This window comes from Fulvivirga maritima (assembly GCF_021389955.1).
GTDB classification, from domain to species: Bacteria; Bacteroidota; Bacteroidia; order Cytophagales; family Cyclobacteriaceae; genus Fulvivirga; species Fulvivirga maritima.
Map to the genome: position 1 here is coordinate 5,128,985 of NZ_CP089980.1, position 19,503 is coordinate 5,148,487.

Sequence of the window (19,503 nt, forward strand, 5' to 3'; positions counted from 1 at the left end):
GCTTAGGTTCTTTACTTTTTTGCAATCGATCAAAAAAAGTAACAAAAAAGCTACATTACCTCTGAACTCAGGCGTGTCTGTAATAGCATTTGAAAGCCGTCATTCCTGAATCATGGAGCATAGCGCAATGATATCAGGAATCTCACTGTTCGGTTAGTGCTATCTGAACAGCGAGATCCCTGCTCTTCACTTCGTTTCGGCAGGGATGACGGTAAATGATGATAGTATTATAATGGTAATTGCGAACGAAACGAAGTGTAGTGAAGTAATCTCGAAGTAGCTTCTGCAGACCAGAGCAGTCCGCTTTCCATAGCTCCGAGATTACTTCGTCATATCTTCCTCGTAATTACCAGATAGGGAAGGTGACGATGCCACTGTAATGATTATAATCAAATTCCTTATTCCTGAAGCATAACCGCTTATTCTTAATAAGAAGAATATCAATTCATCAAATCTTATAGCGCAACTTTTTGTTATTTAGAATTCACAAACTAAATATTCACAAAAAATAGCTTACACTTGTTCTCTGTTTTAAAACCATACTGCTTTGCATGAACTGAAAACTATCAATTTATATCATATTCCATTTGAGGAAATATTTCTAAAAATCAGGAGTGGTTTCCCTCATTATGAATATGATTTCAAGAAGCACCTTATTCACCTCAAGGATGAAAATTTTGATAGAGTAGGCTTTGTTCGCTTGCCATTGCATCTTGTAATTAATGACCAATTACGAGTTTTAGATGAATTGGCTACGGTGCTTTATGTAAGTATAGAATCTGGCTATGCTGCCATTTGTATTATGGAAGGTAAGGAAAATGATTATCACACTACCTTTTCGGCATATATGACTCGGAAGAAGCAGGGCTTTAGTCAAATCAAATATTTAAATAAAAAGGGGAAATCAAGAGCAGGTTCACGTGTGCGGCTGGCGGCTACCACGGAGTTTTTTGAGAATATTAATATCACTCTTACAGACTTGTTTGAAGACTATGAATTTGATAGAATCGCCTTAAATTGTAATTCAACCCTGATTCCTTATCTCTATAATGCTAAAGAACCTTGCCCTTTTGATAAGAAAGATGAACGGCTTTATAAAATACCAGTGCATATTCCACAGTCTAACTATACTAACCTGGATGCAGCAATTAAAAAACTGATGGCTCCTATGCTTTTTTATGATGAAGAAGATAAAGATATGTTTGAGTTATTCATCTGATGGCACTTTCCCTGAATGTCTGCGCATTGACCATAAAAAATCATAACTTTGCGCCTCAATTCAGACATATCTATGCTTACTAATAACGATATACTTAAAAAACTAAGAGTAGCCCACAAACTAAGAGATGAACAAATTATTGAAATACTGGAAAAGGTAGATTTCAAAATAACTAAGGGGGCTCTGGGCGATATGTTTAGAAGTGAAGATCACCCGAAGTTTGTAGAAGCTGGCGACCAGATCTTAAGAAATTTTCTTGATGGCCTGATTATTCATTTAAGAGGAGAGAGGCCGAAAAAGGAAATTAAGAAAGGGGTGATCAGTAAAAAGAATTCATAATTAACTGAATATTAATATTTTAATGATTCGTTATTCAATGATTCTCTAATTCAAACCTTATTCTATATCTTGAATTAAGCCTTACTTAGTACTTTGTTAAGCAAGCAGCCTTCAACGATATCATCACCTCTACGATAGGAGTTGAGAATCTTAAACGAGCCTTGAGCCAGCTTCCTTCTCACAGCTCTTCTTTCACCTTTTACCCGGGCAATTTTCATATTATCATAGTTAGTGGTTTTATGGCGCATCCAGGCGATAACAGCTTTGCCAGCCCTTTCTTCTATAGGAATCATGGCGGTGCGAGCCACAGTGCCACTGCCTACAGGAATAGCATGTTCCGTAACCAAGTGGGCCATTTTTGATTCAAAGGCCTTATATTTAGAATGAAAATTCAGATGTTTTTTGACCGCTTGCTCAAATTCTAGTTTATAAGCCGCCTGCTTCTTGTCTCTCGACTTGGCAGCGCTTGCCTTTTTCTTTTCGTAATCAGGAGCAGCTCGCATGGCATCTACCGCTTTTTTGGCTTCAGCAATATGTTCAGCCGGAGCCCAAATTCCCAATGACTGTATTCGTCTGCCTTTCTTTACCTGTACCCTCCAGAAATCTCCTTTAGCAGTAACTTTTCGGGTTACAGCCGCATCGCCTGCAGGCAGAAATGTCCAGCCTTTGGGAGGTTGTTCTGGTAAACCAAATTCATTAATAACATTCCCATTTTCACCGGGACTCATGATTCTGGGGTTGGGCATAGAGATTAGTTTTTGAGGGCGCAAAGTTAGACAGAAAATCCTATGATAATATTAAAGATGTTAGTCAATCTTAGTACCCAATGAGGTCATTTTACTTGTGGAAGGAATGTATCCTGATATAATTCTATACGCATCAATGTTGCATTTACATAAAATTGAACTACTTTTGCACTTCCTTTTAGCAATACGCAACGAATTCGCTAAAATCATACTTTAATACAAATGGAAAGAGAATTAAAAAGCGGTGGTAGAATCTCTTCAATAGATATATTGAGAGGATTAGTGATGATGATTATGTTAGTAGATCATACTAGGGAACGCTTTTTCTTGCATCAGCAGGTGCTCGATCCTATGGATGTAGAAAGCACAGATCCGGGCTTATTTTTTACGCGCCTTTCCGCCCATTTGTGCGCACCAGTTTTTGTTTTTCTTACAGGTCTTTCTGCTTGGCTTTATGCGCACCCATTAAATAAAGAACCGCGTTCTGCCTCCTCATTTCTACTAAAAAGAGGCCTTTTTCTTATTTTAGTTGAGGTTACTGTAGTTAATTTCTCTTGGTTTGGAGCATATCACACGGTCTACTTGCAGGTTATTTGGGCCATTGGGCTGAGTATGATTGCGCTTTCCATTTTAAGTAAATTGCCAAGATGGTGTATTGGTTTGTTAGGTTTTATAATAGTGTTCGGACATAATGCACTTACTCATATTAATTTTCAACCAGAAGAAAGCGGCTATTTCCTATGGACTATTCTGCATGATAGAGGCTACTTGATTGCGGACGGGGCCGTGAATGTTAAAGTTTCATATCCTGTGTTACCATGGATAGGCGTTATAGCCTTAGGATACTTTGCAGGGCCATTATTTAACGCGGCTTTAAAACCGAAAAAAAGGCATCAATACCTCATAATGATTGGAACACTATTATTTGCTCTCCTTTTTATTTTGAGGGGCTTTAATCTTTATGGGGAAACTGAAGACTGGGTGATTCATGAGCGCTTCATGTTCACAGTCATGGACTTTCTTAATTATACCAAATATCCTCCTTCACTTGATTTTATACTGCTGACTTTGGGTATTGGTATGTTTCTTCTTCTGGGGTTTGAGAAAATGCATTCAAGCTCCAAGTGGTCTAAAATATTAAGGACATATGGATCAGCCCCTATGTTTTTCTATATTATTCATTTGTATGTATTGCTAATTATATATCAGATCTGTGTGGCCGTATTCGGTATAAATCATGGAAGCTACTTTGGTGTAGATCATGTATGGCAAGTATGGGTGATCAGTTTTATCTTGTTTGCACTGCTTTACTATCCAACAAAGAAGTTTGCTCAGTTCAAAAAAAGAAGTTCATCCCAATTATTAAAATATTTCTAGTTTTTTCATTAGATGATAGGTAGTCGTCAGTTTTCTATGCAGCATTTAGTGATTATTAACATTATTTAATGAACTGTTCTGTGGCTTTTTCGTATTTTAAGTTAGTTTTATGGAAAAATTAATGTTACAACAATGAATGTGAAAGCAGCAGTAATAAACGAGACAGGAGGTAGGTTTAACATTGAAGACATTCAATTAGATCAGCAACTTGGCCCTAACGATATTTTAGTAAAGGTAGTGGCCACGGGTATCTGTCATACCGATTTGATTATGCGTGATGACTATTTCCCTTTTCCTAAGCCAGCGGTATTTGGTCATGAAGGATCAGGAATAGTGGAGCAAGTAGGAAGCGCTGTTACCAAAGTAGAGGCAGGAGATCATGTAGTAATGGCTCCGGCTAGTTGCGGTAAATGTGAAAATTGTGTAGAAGGACACCCCGCTTATTGTCTGAACTTTATGGAGCTTAACTTTGGCGGACATAAGCATGATGGTAGCTGCCCATATCATAACCATGAAGGTAAAGAAATGGGATCAGGCTTCTTTGGCCAGTCATCTTTTGCTAATTACTCATTAGTTAAAGAAAATAATGTAGTAAAAGTAGATAAAGACGTGCCTATTGAGCTCCTTGGGCCTCTGGGTTGTGGATTCCAAACCGGTAGTGGTACAGTACTTAATTTCTTAAACGCAAGACCTGGAGATAGCATAGTGGTAGTAGGAGTAGGGGCTGTAGGTCTTAGTGCTATTATGGCGGCTAAGCTGGCAGGTTGTACCACCATTGTAGCTGCAGATATTCATGATAGCCGATTGGAACTGGCTAAAGAACTAGGCGCTACGCATACCATTAACAGTAAAGACCAGAAAATATCTGATTATGTGCTTTCAGAAATAGCTCCTAAAGGGCTTGATTATGGTTTAGACACCACCGGAAGAAACGCCGTGATCAGTGATGCCATGGGAGCCGTTAAGATTAAAGGTCACATGACTATAGTGCTGGTTGCAGCTGAAAAATTAGAACTCGATGCTCCGGTAATTCAAACAGGTAAGAGCATTTCATTTGTAAATGAAGGAGATAGTAATCCTGATGTTTACATACCGAAACTCATAGAACTATACAAAGCAGGGTTATTCCCTTTTGATAAACTCGTTAAATACTATGAGTTCGAAGAATTTAATAAGGCGGTAGAAGATGCTGAAAAAGGCACTACTATTAAAGCTATTATTAAAATGCCATCTTAATGGAGGCTTAATATCACCCATCATTTAAAAGCAGCTCACAAGGCTGCTTTTTGTGTTTTTTGCCCTTTGCTATTATTAATGATTTTACTTTATACTTATTTATGGTGATTTATTAGAGTAAGCGTATATCTAGTTTTGAGCTTTCTTATTAAAACAGAATAGGATGACTCAAGCAACATGTTTAAAGACTGGTACTGCTAATAGTAACGACGCTGCTCATGTCTTCCTTGTATTTGATTTACTTGAAAACCTAATTAAATGAGGAGACTTTACATTTTTTCGTTACTGGCATTTTTTCTATTTCTTTCCAATACCAGTTGGGCTCAGCAAAGGCCAGCCTTATCTACTTATACTTATAGCATGATGACCATCAACCCGGCATATAGCGGGTATTATGGAGTTACTGATGTCTCTTTAGGGGCAGGCTCATCTATTCCACATGTTGATGGAGCTCCGCAGTATATTAATGCTACGGTAAACGGATTACTGCCCGGTTATAGAAAAAACATGGGCTTAGGTGGCGGACTGGCTTATGATAAAATAGGAGTCACTTCTACCACTGATGTTTATGTGAGTTATGCTTATAAGCTGATTTCTCAAAACAAAAACTCGTATACTAGCAATGGCTTCTATCCTAAAGTATTGTCATTTGGCCTGCAAGCGGGTTTCAGCAATGTAAGAGAAGACCTGCTAAGCCTGGGCATGTATGATGATCCTAACTTCGCCAGCAATATTAATGAAACAGTACCGTACTTTGGCGTAGGTTTGTTTTTTAGTTGCAGAAATTTTTATTTGGGTATTTCCTCTCCAAGGTTATATCATTCCTTTTTCAGCGAAGGAGATTTAAACATGCAAAACCATTATTACCTGCAGGGAGGTTATAAAACAGCACTTAATCATAAGACATTTTTGAAAACGGCCCTTTTGGTGAGAAATGTAGAAGGAGCCCCTATGCAATTTGATACCAATGCCATAGTTGAATTTAACAACCTGTTTGAAATAGGCGCAGGCTACCAAACCGCCAAAGGGCTAAATTTCACCACAGCGCTGCACCTGGGTAAATCTATGCGATTAGTATATTATTTTGATTTAGGGCTCAATGAAAATCAACCAGAAGAACTTAATAATACCAGTGGTATCTTGTTAAGCATTAGGCCAGCAGGTGGTTTTAAGCATAATTAATCTAATAACTGATTTTCTACTGCATAACGAACCAGTCCTGCTGTATTTTTAACATTCAGCTTAGTAAGCAGATTTCTTCTATGCGTATTCACCGTATTTTGGCTGATAAAGATTTTATCGGCTATTTCCTGAGTGGTATACTCTTCGGCAATTAGGCGTAGTATTCCTATTTCCTTTTTGCTTAAACGAGGCTGCTCAGGAAGGCTTTTTCGCTCAAAGGCATTTTTAATATAAAGGTCTTTTACGTCCTTAGAGAAGTAGTTGCCTCCATTATGGATGGTTTCAATGGCCTTTATCAATTCGTCTTTAGCTGTATTTTTCAATAGATAGCCATCAACTTCATATTTTACTCCACGACTTATGGACTGAATATCACCATGAGAGCTGAGGATAAGCGTATTGGTATCAGGGTATTTTTTCTTAATAGCTACGCATAGATCCAGACCATTGATCTCAGGCATACTGATATCACAGATAACCAGGTTAATCTGATGCTCTTCTAACAATCTATAGGCCTCTTTGTCATTACCAGCGGTGCCTATAATCTCGAAATTAGGTACATCTTCTAATAAGGAGCTGATGCCTTCGAGAAATATTTTATGATCGTCTATGATGATTATGCTAATTTTTTCCATCCTAATTATTCTTATGTTTTGATAAAGGAATGTCTATATTAATGATAGTTCCACGCTTAGGGTAAGTATCTATATGTAAAGTTCCTTCAAGATTTTCTACTCGGTTTTTCATATTGCGCAGTCCTATGCCCATTGATTTTTCTCCTGGGTTGAATCCTACACCGTCATCTTCTATGATAAGGTTAACCAGTTCTTCACCCACCATCAGCTGAATTTCAAGGTTATCTGCATGGGCATGCTTGGAGGCATTTTGTATAGCTTCCTGAATAACCCTGTACAGCTCTATTTTCATACTATCAGTAAGTAATGAAATGTGTTGCTCTCCCTCAAAATAAAAGTTAAGCTCAAAGGGAGCTACATCCTCAATATTTTTTAAATAATGACTTATAAAATCAGTGTGTGAGCCAATGGTAGCCTTGTCAGGAGTTAAGTGATGCGAAATGGTTCGCACTTCGCTATATACGCTATCAATTTGAGGCAGGAGAGTGGCCAACTGATCATTATTAGTGAGCAGCTTTTGTACTCGCATTTTTATGGCAGCCAGGCTTCCGGCTATGTTATCGTGCAGTTCTTGAGCTACTCGCTTTTTTTCTCGTTCTTGTCCATCTACAAAGGCTTTAACTGTTTTCAGTTCATACTTTCTTAGAAGTTCCAGTGTTTCCTGTTTATTAAGTTCTTCATTTTTCAATGCCAGAGCCTCTTTATTCTTTACTTTTTGTCTGTAAATGCGGAAGGCTATAAAGGCTATTATAGCTATGATAGCGGAGCTTATAATTACGATATTGCGGATAATGTGCTGTCTTCTTATTTCATTTTGTCTGCTCTCTAACAAAGTGGCTTGTAACTCGCCTTCTTTTTTTAAGAGGCTGATCTCATGCTCCTTCTTATCAAATTCGTAATCGGCCAATAGCTTTTCTAGCTTAATTTGATCTTTTAAGGCCGAAATACTATCTTTTTTATGATGAAAGACCTTGTCGTACTTTAAGGCCAATTTATATTGGTTGGCATTTTCATAAGCCACAGACAAGTTGGCGTATAAATAAGGTATAAGCTCTGATTGAAGGCTGTCAGCTATGGCAATAGCCTTGTTAAAATACTCAACAGCACCTTTTATATTGCGTTTGCCATCATAAATAAGTCCTATGCGGTTATAAGTGATAAACAGTTCGTGCACCAGATTGCGCTCTTCCTGATAATCTCTGATGGACTTATTATAACTTAGTGCCTCATCAAATAGGTTTCGTTCTAAAGCTATTCCTGCAAATCCTTGCAGGGCTTGCATTTCACACTCGTGCTTATCTCCACTGAGTTTACCACAGTACTCCATGCTTTTATGGTAGTACTTTAGTGCTTCATCAAACTCCTCCATTTTTTGATATCCGAGGGCAATGTTAGCCATGGAAATGGCCTTGTCTCTCGGAGCCATAGTGTTATCTGCACTCTTTTTGAATGATTCAATGGCTTTGTCAAAATGATCGCTCTCCAGATAAAGAATACCTATATTATTCTCAATTCTATAGCTTTCATTATCTAATTGATGCTCTATGGCTATATCAAGGGCCTTTTTATAATAGCCCATGGCTTTTTCTCTTTCATTTAATGCTTTAGCGGCACTACCCAGCCATTTATAGCTGCTACACAAGCTCTTTGGAGAAGAGGAGCGGTTAATGCTTTTACCGCTTCTTTAAGTTTAGCAGTTGCCTTATCATAATCACCTATTTCATAGTAGCTGTAACCTACCATAAAAAGGGCATTAGCATAACTTTCAGCATCGCCTTGAGTCAGATAAAATTGCTCTATTTTTTGAGCCAATTTTAGAGCCGCATGTGGATTGGTTAGCTTAGATGAATCATACTGAGCCTGAATTTGAGCAATGTTTTCGTAAGTAAGACTAACAGTGGGAGTAGTTCCGTATGCTGTAACTGACAGAAGTATAGCAGAAAGTAATAAGAAGAATTGTGAGGGTATTCTTCTTTTAAAATTGATCAATAACATAATATGGTAATAGAACCTCATCAGATGAACGGACCTTATTGGCTACTCAAATTTATAGATTATTTTTTAGTTACGGCTAGGGTGAAAATCAGTTAAAACAATGTTATTACTATTTCTTTAAAAAATATTGCATAGTAGGAGGTGTAGTCCTTGGATTATCCTACTCAACATTCGGACTCTGTAATAATATTTATTATTATTGTTTTTATTTAAGGAGAGATAATTTTTTTGGTCATTTCTAAGGTTATGAGGTTAGTATCCATTTCCATACTGCTCTTGTGTTTTTTATCTATTTCTATTCAGGTAATAGGGCAGAATCAGTCAGCGTTAAAGTTCATTCAAAATAAAGGTCAATGGAATGATGATATTGATTTTCAGGCAGATGTGCCGGGAGGAAGAGTAGGGGTATCGGCAGAGGGTTTCTCTGTACAACTGTTAGATATGGCCAAAGCCGAAGAGCAGCACGTGGCCGGACATAAAGCTTATAGTGAAGCTACAGGAGAAATTGTTGATGAGCCAATTCCAGGTCATTTCTTCAAAATAAAATTGTTAGGGGCTAACCAACAAGCCAGAATAATTATAGGCGAGCCTTTGGACGGACATTATAACTATTTCATAGGCAGTGACTCTTGCCAATGGGCTGCTCATGTGCTTTCTTATGCGAGTATACTCTATGAAGATATTTATGAAGGAATAGATTTTCGTGTTTCTTCTCAAGGAAATAATCTTAAGTATGATTTTATAGTAGAGCCGGGAGCCGATCCTTCTCAGATAAAGCTTGAATATGATGGTTTAAATGATATTCAAAAGAAAAACCATAACCTGGAGCTGACTTCTTCAATAGGTACTTTATCAGAATTAAAACCTTTTACATATCAGCAGCAAGCCATTGAAAAGCAACATGTGGCCAGCGAATATCAATTAAACGGAAAAGTGGCTTCTTTTTCATTTCCTGATGGCTATGACGAATGCCAGGAATTGGTAATTGATCCTTTATTAATCTTTTCTACCTACTCCGGATCTACAGCTGATAACTGGGGAAGTACAGCTACTCCGGGTGAGCATGGTACGCTTTATTCAGCAGGAATTACTATCCAAGCAGTAGGACGGTCATTTCCTGCTACTACAGGCGCTTTTCAGACTTCTCATGGAGGTAGTTTTGATATGGCTATCATTAAATATGATTCTTTAGGAAGTCGTTTCTTGTACGCTACTTATTTAGGAGGCTCCGAAAATGATACGCCTACCAGTCTTTTGGTGGATGAAAATAGTGAAGAGCTTATCGTATTAGGCTTGTCTAGTTCTCCAGACTATCCTACCAGTTCAGGAGCTTTAAGTGAAACATTTAATGGGGGATCGACCATAACTAATGGTGTTCTTAACACTAGTGATCAATGGGATATTGTAATCACCAGGTTAACTTCTGAAGGTGATGTACTTGTAGGTTCAACTTTTTTAGGAGGAAGTGGTAATGACGGCTGGAATGTTAGAGAAAGTTATGGCGGGCCACTAACCGTTAACTATGGAGATGAGATGCGAGGTGATGTGATAACAGATACAGATGGAAATGTTTATGTCAGTTCAGTAACTACGTCGTCAGATTTTCCTATTATTCATGGTGTAGACAGTGTTTATGCAGGCGGCTCAGACGGTGTATTAGTGAAAATGGCCCCTGATTTAACTTCTATTATATGGTCTACCTATTTTAGGGGGATCTGGCTATGATGCGGCTTATTCTGTGAAACTGGATATTAATAATGAGGTGGTAATTGCAGGAGGTACCAGCAGTATTGATTTTCCGGTTACACCAAACGCATATCAGCCTGGTTTTAATGGTATTGTGGATGGTTGGATAGCCAGAATATCAAATGATGGTAGTGCCATTATTAATGCAACTTACACCGGTACAAATTCTTTTGATCAGATATATTTTGTGGATTTAAATGAAAATGGTGAAGTGTATTGCTATGGTCAAACCACTGGCCAGATGCCAGTAACAGCTGGTGCGTATGTTAATCCTAATAGCGGACAGTTTTTGCAGAAATTTAGTTCTGATTTGAGTGCATTAGAAATATCCACTGTATTTGGTTCAGGTTCTATTAATGGTTTTATCAGACCTAATATTTCACCTACAGCCTTTTTAGTAAATGAATGCGATAATATTTATTTAGCAGGCTGGGGTGGTGTTATTAATTCAGCGCATGGTTACTGGCCTACAAATACCAATAATATGCCCATTACTGAAGATGCTTATCAAGACCAGACTTCAGGTTCTGACTTTTACTTTATGGCGCTGAATGGAGATGCTTCCGAATTAGTCTATTCTACCTATTTGGGTGGTAACCAATCCAGGACTCACGTAGATGGAGGAACCTCACGCTTTGACAAATATGGCATTGTTTATCACTCCGTTTGCTCTGGCTGTGCAGCGAACAATGCCACTAATAATCCTACTTCTGATTTTCCTACCACACCTGGAGCACATTCAAGGTTTAATAGAAGTAATAATTGTAATAATGCCGCCTTTAAATTTGACCTTTCATCACTCAGAGCGCTTATGGAAACCAACAATACAGCCTTTGATACACCAGGCTTTAATAATGTTTGTTATCCTGATACCATTGTGTTTGAAAACCTCAGTGTTGGAGGAAAAGATATTCTCTGGGACTTTGGAGATGGCACAGTGGTAAAACAAACAGAAACAGATCGGAAATGGCTTTACCACCAATATGAAGATGAAGGGCAATACACAGTTAAACTGAGAATTACCGATCTGGCTACATGTAGTCAGGTGGATTCTACTTTTAAGGTAATTAATTATTTTAAAGCTGAAGGATATGCTGCTGACGATGACGACGTGTGTGAAGGAGCCACTTATCAGCTCAATGCCTATGGTGGAGAAGACTACTCCTGGACCAGTACTGATGAGACCTTTACTTCTACGGAGCAGTCGCCAGTAGTAGCACCTACCGATAATATTACTTCATACTTTGTAGAGATAACTGATGCAAATGGGTGCACCGTAAAGGATACCGTAGAATTAACCCTGATAAGAGATGTAAAAGCAGATTTTGAGTCATACAATGCTGACTCTACATTGCCAGGCTATGATAATATATGCTTTCCTGATTCTATTCGTTTAGAGAATTTAAGCACGAATGCAGTAAGTTATAAGTGGAATTATGGAGATGGCACCATAATAAATACTACTGAAAAGACGCCGCTTTATTACAGTTATGATAGTGAAGGCGAATACACCATAACCCTTACGGCCTATAACGATGAGACCTGTAATTTGCAGGATGTTGACACAAAAACCATTAGCTACTTTAAGAGTGACATCAACGTAGTAGATGACGGAGAAATATGTAATGGAGAAACCTTTACCTTATCGGCTTCAGGGGGAGACCAATATAATTGGTCAGGAGACTCCATCAGTTCTACCTCAGCTTCATTATCCGTAGAGCCAGATACCACTTCTCAGTATTTTGTTACAGTGATAGATGAAAACGGCTGTATCTATCAGGATACGGTAAATGTGCGAGTAGTAAGTGAGGTAAACCTACAATGGGAACATCAATTGATCAATAATTGCTTCGACAGATCATCTGTATTAGTGCGCAACCTCACGCCAGATGAAGATGCCCAATTCCGTTTTGAATTTGGAGATGGAACCTCGTCTACAGAGCCTGAAATAGAGCATATTTATGAAGCAGACGGCAACTATTCCTTGAAGTTTATAGCCCAAAGAGAATTTTGTGTATATGAAGAGATGATTCAGATACCATCATATTACATCATGATGCCCAATATCATAACACCAACAGCTACCCCCGGCTATAATGATGTGTTTCAGGTAGGAATGGGCGATGATTTAATCGCCTTCTCTGAAAATGATATAGTGGCAGAGCTACAAGTATTTAATCGCTGGGGTAAGCTTGTATACGAGTCCTCAGACTATCAAAACGACTGGAATGGTGCCGGCCTGGCCTCAGGAGTTTACTATGTACAACTTAAAGTAGGCGATTTGACCACCTGCGAGAGCTGGTTACATATTGTTAAGTGAGTAGGACCCGTTTATATTATTCAATTTCAGAAAAAAAATATTATCATTTCAAGCAAACAAGACATCTTAGAACAGGTTACTCGCATAAGTATTTTTTTACTTTTAAAGGAGCCATACTATTCACATATCTTCAGTTGTTTAAATAAAGAGGTAGTATCAGATCCGCATCCAATAACCACTATGGCTGTTGGCTGTCGTAAGCTTAATCATGTACTCTATATCAATAATGATTTTTGGAATAACGTCTTAACTTCAAAAGAGTATAGGCTGGGAGTAATTAAACATGAGGTGTTGCATATCATCTTTAAGCATACTTTGGTTAACCAAAAGAATTATGACTCTCATATTTTAAATATCGCTATGGATTTAGTGGTTAATCAAATGATTGAAAGGAATCAATTACCTGCTGAATCTATATTTTTAGATAATTTCCCCGAGCTGAACCTCGATGCTGAAATGGGATGGCAATACTATTACAGGCGGTTGATGGAGCTTCAGGAAAATCATAATGGTCAATTTTCTCACACAAAGGCCTATAAAAACCTACAATCAATAGATCGTAATTCTCATGGTTTGGAACGCCATGCTACCTGGTTTGAGATATTTCAACTACCAGAGTTAGATAAAAGTTTGTTAGAGTCTGGCATCGACTATCTTATAGTGCTGGCCCATGGAAAAATGTCTAATAAAGCGTGGGGCACTCTACCGGCTCACTTTAGAAGGTATCTTGAAGCTATTATTGTCCCCAAAGCTCCACAAGTAGATTGGAGGCGTGCTTTGAAGTTATTTACTGAGAGTTCAAGAAAAACATATATCAAGTCTACGCTTAAAAGACCATCACGCAGGTATGGAACTATACCCGGCGTAAAAGTCAGAAGAATACAAAAGCTATTGATTGCAATAGACACTTCCGGTAGTGTTTCAAAAAGTGAATTAACCAAATTTTTCCAAGAGCTTTACCACATTTATAGGAGTGGATCTGAAATTCAGGTAGTTGAATGTGATGCTAAAATTGGTAAAATTTATAATTATAAGGGAATCACTCCAGATTTTGTAACGGGAGGGGGTGGAACCAACTTTTCTCCACCAGTGGAATATGCCAACACGCAATATCACCCTGATGCTTTGATATATTTTACTGATGGAGTAGCACCTGCTCCTAACCAAAAATCAAGGTGCCCTATTATGTGGATTATAAGTGAAAATGGTCTGTCTTCCACTACTGAAAATTATAAAGAGCTGCCTGGAATAAAGGTGAAAATGATTAAAAAAGATTAAAACAAATGAATAAGAAAGATCAATTTGATTTTATTACCTATGGAGCCAAGGTAGATAGTGAAAGGGTAACAGAGCTGGTAAATCATATTATGCAGGTACAGCATGGTAGTAACAATACTACTCCGTTATGTATTTGGGGTACTCATGGCATAGGTAAAACGCAGTTGATAGAGAAAATAGCAACAGACTCAGGCCTACAGTTTGTATATATAGCACCAGCACAGTTCGAAGAGATGGGTGATTTGATAGGCATGCCGCATATTTCTCAAACTGAATCAGGAGAGGTGAGTCAATTTGCTCCGCCAGAGTGGGTTCCTAAAGAAGAGGGTCCAGGAATTTTATTGATAGATGATGTAAATCGGGCTGATGATCGAATACTTAGAGGGATAATGCAGCTCTTGCAAAACTATGAGTTAATTAGTTGGAAATTACCCCGCAAATGGATGATTGTGCTTACTGCCAATCCTGATGGAGGTGATTATTCTGTAACTACTATGGATGATGCCATGATTACACGAATGATCCATGTTACTATGGAGTTTAATGTTAAATCATGGGCTCGATGGGCAGAGCAAGCAGGAATAGATGCTAGAGGAATAGAGTTTGTATTAACTTATCCCGAAATTGTTACAGGCAACCGTACTACACCAAGAACTCTGGTTCAGTTTTTTGAATCTATTCAACCTATCAGTAATCTGTACGAAAACCTTGACTTAGTTAAAATGCTGGCTGATGGCTGTTTAGATGAAGAAACAGCTGTAGCGTTTATCAATTTTGTGAGAATGGATTTAGATAAAATTATATCGCCTGAGGAGATCCTTTCTTCAGGTCAGTTTAAAATTATTGCCGGCCAAATTAATGAATTGATAGGACAGCAACCTAAGCGGTTAGATATTCTTTCGGTAATGATGACGAGGTTGACTAATCATTTACTTTTCAATAAAGAGTCATTAGATAATAAGGAGTTTGATAACCTAAAATCATTTATTCTTTTAGACATCATTCCGAATGACCTTAGGCTCTCTATGGCTCAGGAGTTAGTGAATTCTAGCAAGACTCATCTTAAAAAGATGTATGCCATACCAGAGATAGGAAAACTTATTTTAACTAAAATGTAATTAACTAATAAATGTCTTCACTAAAAGGATATATAGAAATAACACCAGATACTTTAGAGTCTACCTTAACTCAAGATAGTTATGATCATATAATAGTAGTAACCGTTATTGATCTCGATGGTATTTGGAGTGATGGCTTGCCGGAGGGTATTCTAAGTAGGTTTCCGAATGTTGAAGGTTTGAAGCTTTTCGTTAAAAACCTTAGCTATTTACCCAAAGAGCTACCAACCTGCAAAAAACTTAAAACTCTAATTCTGAGAAAATCAAAAATAACTAATATACCAATATTACCTTCATTAGAATCTATTGAATTTGATAGTGGTGCGTCCCAAAAAATAGGTCCAATCATTAAAAACTTAAATGAACAGCCGCAACTAAAAAGTTTAAGTTTGGGTGATCATTATGGTAAGGCAGTTCCTAAAGAATTATCTAAACTAGACAATATATCAACATTAGTGTTGGGTTATGATTACTTTAAGAAGCGTGAATTATCTCAGCTTGTAGCCGTGGCTGCTGAGATGAATAACCTTAAAGTGTTGAAGATAGAGACCTGGAGAATTCAGGAACAAATAGATAAAAGCATACTTCAGCTAGATCATCTGGAGGTGCTAGATTTAAGGCTATATGAGCCCCTGCAGTCACTATCGCCTTATATTGCTGGCTTTGAACATTGCAAGCTTCATTCAGGTCTAGAAAAAATAGACAAATTTTTTGAGGAAATAGAGACATATCAATTATCTCAAGACCAGAAAGTAATGGCTTTTGCATGGTACACTGATAATTATAATGCTTTAGATACACTGCAAAAATTTGATTTTAATACGCAGCAAGCTTCAAAAATTCGTGTATGCTTATCAAATTCTATAAAAGGATGGACTAAAAAGAGCATTACTGAAAAACTGATGGGCGTGGGATGGGAGTTATCGTCCTCTTTAGAAGATAGCGATTTGGCAGTGGTTTCAAACAAAACGAAGCTGGAAGAATTTGTTTCTATTTTAAAAGGAGGATTTCAGTTTGTCACTGAGTCTGCTTTTAAGGAATTCTTAGAGACGAGTCAGAACAAATGGTTACTTGATGAAGCGGTAGAACCTGAAGTAGAAGGAAATGTATACCGTTTGTTAGCCAGCTATGATCCTGATAACCTTCGATTAGCCTTTGAAATAGTGAGTGGCGGTGGAATTAATAAAGAAGTATTATCCATGATAGCTGCCATAGCACTAAGCCATCCTGATAAACAATTATCAAAAGAGGCCGAAAAACTATATGTAACCAGAGCTTCAGATAGTCTATTCCAAACTCTTAAGAAGGATAGAGGGGTTAGCCTTAGAAGATCTTCAAATACGGCAAGAAAGGTAAATATACTTGCTAATGTTGCTGATGTCGATTTCCCTGCATTTGTATTGATGCACCATGTGATCGCTGGGAACAACCCGCAAATACGAGATGTTCAACTTGGCTATTTAGATCTAAAACCTTCAGTTTCTACTACTGTATCTCCACTTATTGTTTATTTTGATCAGATAAAAAGTATTAACCTTGATACCAGAAAGGATTTTGATTACGAGTCATTAGCTCAAGTGTTGCCAAAGCTTACTTTAGAGTCATTATCAATGGCAAATTGTCATTTTACCATTGGAGAAGAAATAGGTAAACAGACCCATTTGAAAAAATTGGTTCTATCTTATAATAAGCTAAAAGATACCGTTGATTTAAGTGGTTTATCTCAACTGAAAAATTTACATCTGGCCGGGGTAGAAGGCATTAGTCAGTTTAATTTCCTTAAAGGGCTTTCTAATCTTCAAGAACTGAATCTTGATGCCTTAAAGCTTCAAGAAATGCCTGAAGAGATCGATGCATTAACAAATTTGAGAATCCTTTCAATTAAGAAAAATAAGATCAAAAAGGTGGCAGGTAAGTTATCTCAAAATATGCTTCGTGAAATAGATCTATCTACCAATAAATTGGAAGAATTTCCTGAGCTAGCCTGTTTAAACCATCTTCAAAAGCTGAACTTGAGATCTAATTCAATTAGTAATTTCAGCATTAAAGAATCTCCCTTTCTGGGTAAGTATGAGTTGGCTTTAAGAGAGCTAAATTTAGGAAAAAACAAACTAAAGGAAATAAGCTTTGAGGGCATGAATATGCCCAATTTATTCAATCTAAATATCGAGAGTAATCAAATTAGCAAGATAGATAGGTCCGTAATAGAGCAAACGCAAATTACAGAGTTACAGGCCAGCAAAAATAATTTGAATGAGATACCCCGTGCTTTGAGTGCTAGAATGAGGTACAGGAAACTTAATCTAGCTCATAATAATATCCAGGTGTTACCTCAGTGGTTTGCCGCTATACACGTAGATAATTGTCAATTGAACAATAATGAGATTAATGAAGTGCACCCTGATTTTAACAATCAACCAGTAGAAAAGTATGCCAGGCTATATTGGAATGTAAAGAATAACCCTTTTAAACCTGAGACTAATCCATACGGCGATATATATTGGTAATCAGTTGTTTATGTTCATTATTGAAGTTTAATTCTTACTTACAAAGCTGGCTTATGAAGTCAGCTTTTTTTTTTGAATGGTAACGTACTGACTTAATGCAACATCAAACCCAAAGACACGCCCGTCCAGGTTTTGATGTGCTTGTTGAACAGGGTAGCATCGGTTATGAAGAGCGGGTTTTCTGGTTCGTAGTTACGACCCCAGGCTATTTTTTGGCCTACAGAGAGAAAGGCATTAACGCCTGACAACTTAGGAATAACTCTATGGCCTAAGATTATGTTAAAGCCTGAAACCAAAACCTTCATATCCTTTATTTCTATTTCATCTTTTTTGATCATTTTAAAATCAAAGGCGTACCCAAAAAACTTAGTTTCAGTCATATTTGGAGTATTAGATCTGTTGAAATATAGCTTTTTTAGGCTATAGCCAATTCCGTAAGAATGGTTTATACCAGGATCATGAGAATAGGATAGGGCATTGACAACATACTTGTTCCATTTTACCCTGATTGCCTTTCCATTTTTCATATTACCGGTAGATATTTCATAGTTAAGTCGAAACATTTCATCGGCATAGGCAGAAAGGCTTACAAAATCGCCTATATTAATCAAGCCTATAGCAGTGCCATCTAATGTATTGCCTTTGATAGGATTCGGTTTATATAGATTGATAAGGCCAATTTGCGTTCCTCCTGACTGCTGCGCTATATTAAAAAGGCCGATTTGGAAGCCAAATAGCTTAGTCGCTTTATTGATCATACCAATTTGTACACCTGATCGGTCTTTTACCGTACTGTTTTTACCTTCAATATTGTAGGCTTCGTTAAAAAGCCCTACTTGTAAACCAGACATTTCTGCACCTACCGTATTTTTACCCAAAGTAAGTTGTAAACCACTCAGGCCTAGCTGTGTTTTATTAGCTAAAGCACCGACCTGTGCTCCTAATGAGAAGCTACCTACATAATTGGCCAAACCTGCTAACTGTATACCCACCATTTCTTTTTCACTCATATTGAAAACAGAAGATATTTGTGCTCCGGAGACATCCCCACGAACCAGATTCACCAGTCCACCGATCTGTATTCCTTGCATATGTACTGTGCCCAATAAGCTCTCTTTATAATCTTTATCTATAGAAGCTAAATTAGCACCAGTAATATTGGCAATGCCTGCTATATGTAAACCGCGAGATAAGGTTCTGTTATTTCCATTAATACCACTCAGCTGCAGTAGGAGGGTACGGTCACTGTAACCAGAAAAGAGATTGATAGCTATTACGTTTCTCCGTTCATCATGATTTAAACCGGCAGTACCTAAACCAGGCACCAGATTAATGTCCAACGGAACTAATTGGGCCTTAGTAATATGAAAAAGTAGTAAGAATAGGGTGAATGCTAATGAATGTTTCAAAAACGGTTGGCGGTTGATTGTAAATGTTTCTAAATTATAAATATTGGTTTAATATTTATATTATTTAGTATGAAAATGGTAATAAACCGCCAAAACCGTATTGTCTACACAACTTTTGATATCCTACACCTTCCTCGCTATCAGTAAGGCATTAGTAGGAGGGTAAGGCAGTTCTTGCATATCAGGAGTAAATAGCTTCACCTTTTCTTCAAACCTGTTTTTGGTGATCCATGGGTTGGTGTAAGCATGAGAGTTTTTAGCCAGTTGAAAACCAGCCTTTTTGAGCTCAGCTTCCCAATCTTTAAAACTCCAGAAGCAAAAGCGCTCATGCATTTCGCTATACCAGTTATCAGTGAAATCCTTAGTCAGCATATATTCAGCAGCATCACGAAGCTT

General features: G+C 37.6%; 16 protein-coding genes. 10 read left to right on the top strand and 6 right to left on the bottom strand.

Going from position 1 to position 19,503, the window contains the following annotated elements; genetic code table 11:
* Positions 1-547 precede the first annotated feature (547 nt).
* Positions 548-1,219 (top strand): VLRF1 family release factor, encoded by a 672-nt coding sequence (locus LVD15_RS21600; protein ID WP_233777272.1) that lies wholly within the window; start codon positions 548-550, stop codon positions 1,217-1,219.
* A 48-nt stretch (positions 1,220-1,267) separates the two neighbouring features.
* Positions 1,268-1,558 (top strand): DUF1456 family protein, encoded by a 291-nt coding sequence (locus tag LVD15_RS21605; protein ID WP_233777273.1) that lies wholly within the window; start codon positions 1,268-1,270, stop codon positions 1,556-1,558.
* A 74-nt stretch (positions 1,559-1,632) separates the two neighbouring features.
* On the opposite strand, the gene LVD15_RS21610 is transcribed toward LVD15_RS21605, so the two are convergent.
* Positions 1,633-2,304 (bottom strand): DUF2293 domain-containing protein, encoded by a 672-nt coding sequence (locus LVD15_RS21610; RefSeq protein WP_233777274.1) that lies wholly within the window; start codon positions 2,302-2,304, stop codon positions 1,633-1,635.
* 222 nt (positions 2,305-2,526) lie between these two features.
* Here LVD15_RS21610 and LVD15_RS21615 point away from each other — a divergent pair, with 222 nt between their 5' ends.
* The 3 genes from LVD15_RS21615 to LVD15_RS21625 all read left to right on the top strand — a co-directional run bounded on the left by LVD15_RS21615 (position 2,527) and on the right by LVD15_RS21625 (position 6,099).
* Positions 2,527-3,681: an acetyltransferase domain-containing protein gene (locus LVD15_RS21615; protein ID WP_233777275.1), complete on the top strand. Its 1,155-nt coding sequence runs from the start codon at positions 2,527-2,529 to the stop codon at positions 3,679-3,681.
* Between the two features lie 132 nt (positions 3,682-3,813).
* Complete coding sequence (locus LVD15_RS21620; protein WP_233777276.1) at positions 3,814-4,917, top strand: NAD(P)-dependent alcohol dehydrogenase; 1,104 nt, start codon at positions 3,814-3,816, stop codon at positions 4,915-4,917.
* Positions 4,918-5,175: 258 nt separating this feature from the next.
* Positions 5,176-6,099: a PorP/SprF family type IX secretion system membrane protein gene (locus LVD15_RS21625; protein WP_233777277.1), complete on the top strand. Its 924-nt coding sequence runs from the start codon at positions 5,176-5,178 to the stop codon at positions 6,097-6,099.
* Here LVD15_RS21625 and LVD15_RS21630 read toward each other — a convergent pair.
* From LVD15_RS21630 to LVD15_RS21640, 3 genes are read right to left on the bottom strand one after another with little or no spacing between them, the layout of a single operon-like run.
* Positions 6,096-6,734: a response regulator transcription factor gene (locus LVD15_RS21630; protein ID WP_233777278.1), complete on the bottom strand. Its 639-nt coding sequence runs from the start codon at positions 6,732-6,734 to the stop codon at positions 6,096-6,098. The two genes, LVD15_RS21625 and LVD15_RS21630, sit on opposite strands and share 4 nt — an antisense overlap.
* Position 6,735: 1 nt before the next feature.
* Positions 6,736-8,376 carry a tetratricopeptide repeat-containing sensor histidine kinase gene (locus LVD15_RS21635; RefSeq protein WP_233777279.1) on the bottom strand — a complete coding sequence of 547 codons (1,641 nt, stop codon included), beginning with the start codon at positions 8,374-8,376 and terminating at the stop codon, positions 6,736-6,738.
* Positions 8,331-8,729 (bottom strand): outer membrane protein assembly factor BamD, encoded by a 399-nt coding sequence (locus tag LVD15_RS21640; RefSeq protein ID WP_233777280.1) that lies wholly within the window; start codon positions 8,727-8,729, stop codon positions 8,331-8,333. Before LVD15_RS21640 ends, LVD15_RS21635 begins: the two co-directional genes overlap by 46 nt.
* Positions 8,730-8,975: 246 nt before the next feature.
* On the opposite strand from LVD15_RS21640, the gene LVD15_RS21645 reads away from it, so the two are divergent.
* The 5 genes from LVD15_RS21645 (at position 8,976) to LVD15_RS21665 (ending at position 17,698) form a co-directional block, all read left to right on the top strand.
* Positions 8,976-10,454, top strand: a complete 1,479-nt coding sequence (locus LVD15_RS21645; protein WP_233777281.1) for a DUF7948 domain-containing protein — start codon at positions 8,976-8,978, stop codon at positions 10,452-10,454.
* A 13-nt stretch (positions 10,455-10,467) separates the two neighbouring features.
* Positions 10,468-12,795 carry a PKD domain-containing protein gene (locus LVD15_RS21650; RefSeq protein WP_233777282.1) on the top strand — a complete coding sequence of 776 codons (2,328 nt, stop codon included), beginning with the start codon at positions 10,468-10,470 and terminating at the stop codon, positions 12,793-12,795.
* A gap of 180 nt (positions 12,796-12,975) precedes the next feature.
* Positions 12,976-14,073, top strand: a complete 1,098-nt coding sequence (locus LVD15_RS21655; protein WP_233777283.1) for a vWA domain-containing protein — start codon at positions 12,976-12,978, stop codon at positions 14,071-14,073.
* A gap of 5 nt (positions 14,074-14,078) precedes the next feature.
* Entirely contained in the window at positions 14,079-15,191 is a 1,113-nt protein-coding gene (locus LVD15_RS21660) for an ATP-binding protein (protein WP_233777284.1), read from the top strand.
* Positions 15,192-15,202: 11 nt separating this feature from the next.
* Positions 15,203-17,698, top strand: coding sequence for a leucine-rich repeat domain-containing protein (locus LVD15_RS21665; protein WP_233777285.1), 2,496 nt, complete (start codon positions 15,203-15,205; stop codon positions 17,696-17,698).
* A 92-nt stretch (positions 17,699-17,790) separates the two neighbouring features.
* On the opposite strand, the gene LVD15_RS21670 is transcribed toward LVD15_RS21665, so the two are convergent.
* Together LVD15_RS21670 and LVD15_RS21675 are read right to left on the bottom strand one after the other, a co-directional pair.
* On the bottom strand, positions 17,791-19,107 hold the full coding sequence (locus LVD15_RS21670; protein ID WP_233777286.1) for an LA_2272 family surface repeat-containing protein: 1,317 nt from the start codon (positions 19,105-19,107) through the stop codon (positions 17,791-17,793).
* 123 nt (positions 19,108-19,230) lie between these two features.
* Complete coding sequence (locus tag LVD15_RS21675) at positions 19,231-19,479, bottom strand: hypothetical protein (protein ID WP_233777287.1); 249 nt, start codon at positions 19,477-19,479, stop codon at positions 19,231-19,233.
* Between the last annotated feature and the right edge of the window lie 24 nt (positions 19,480-19,503).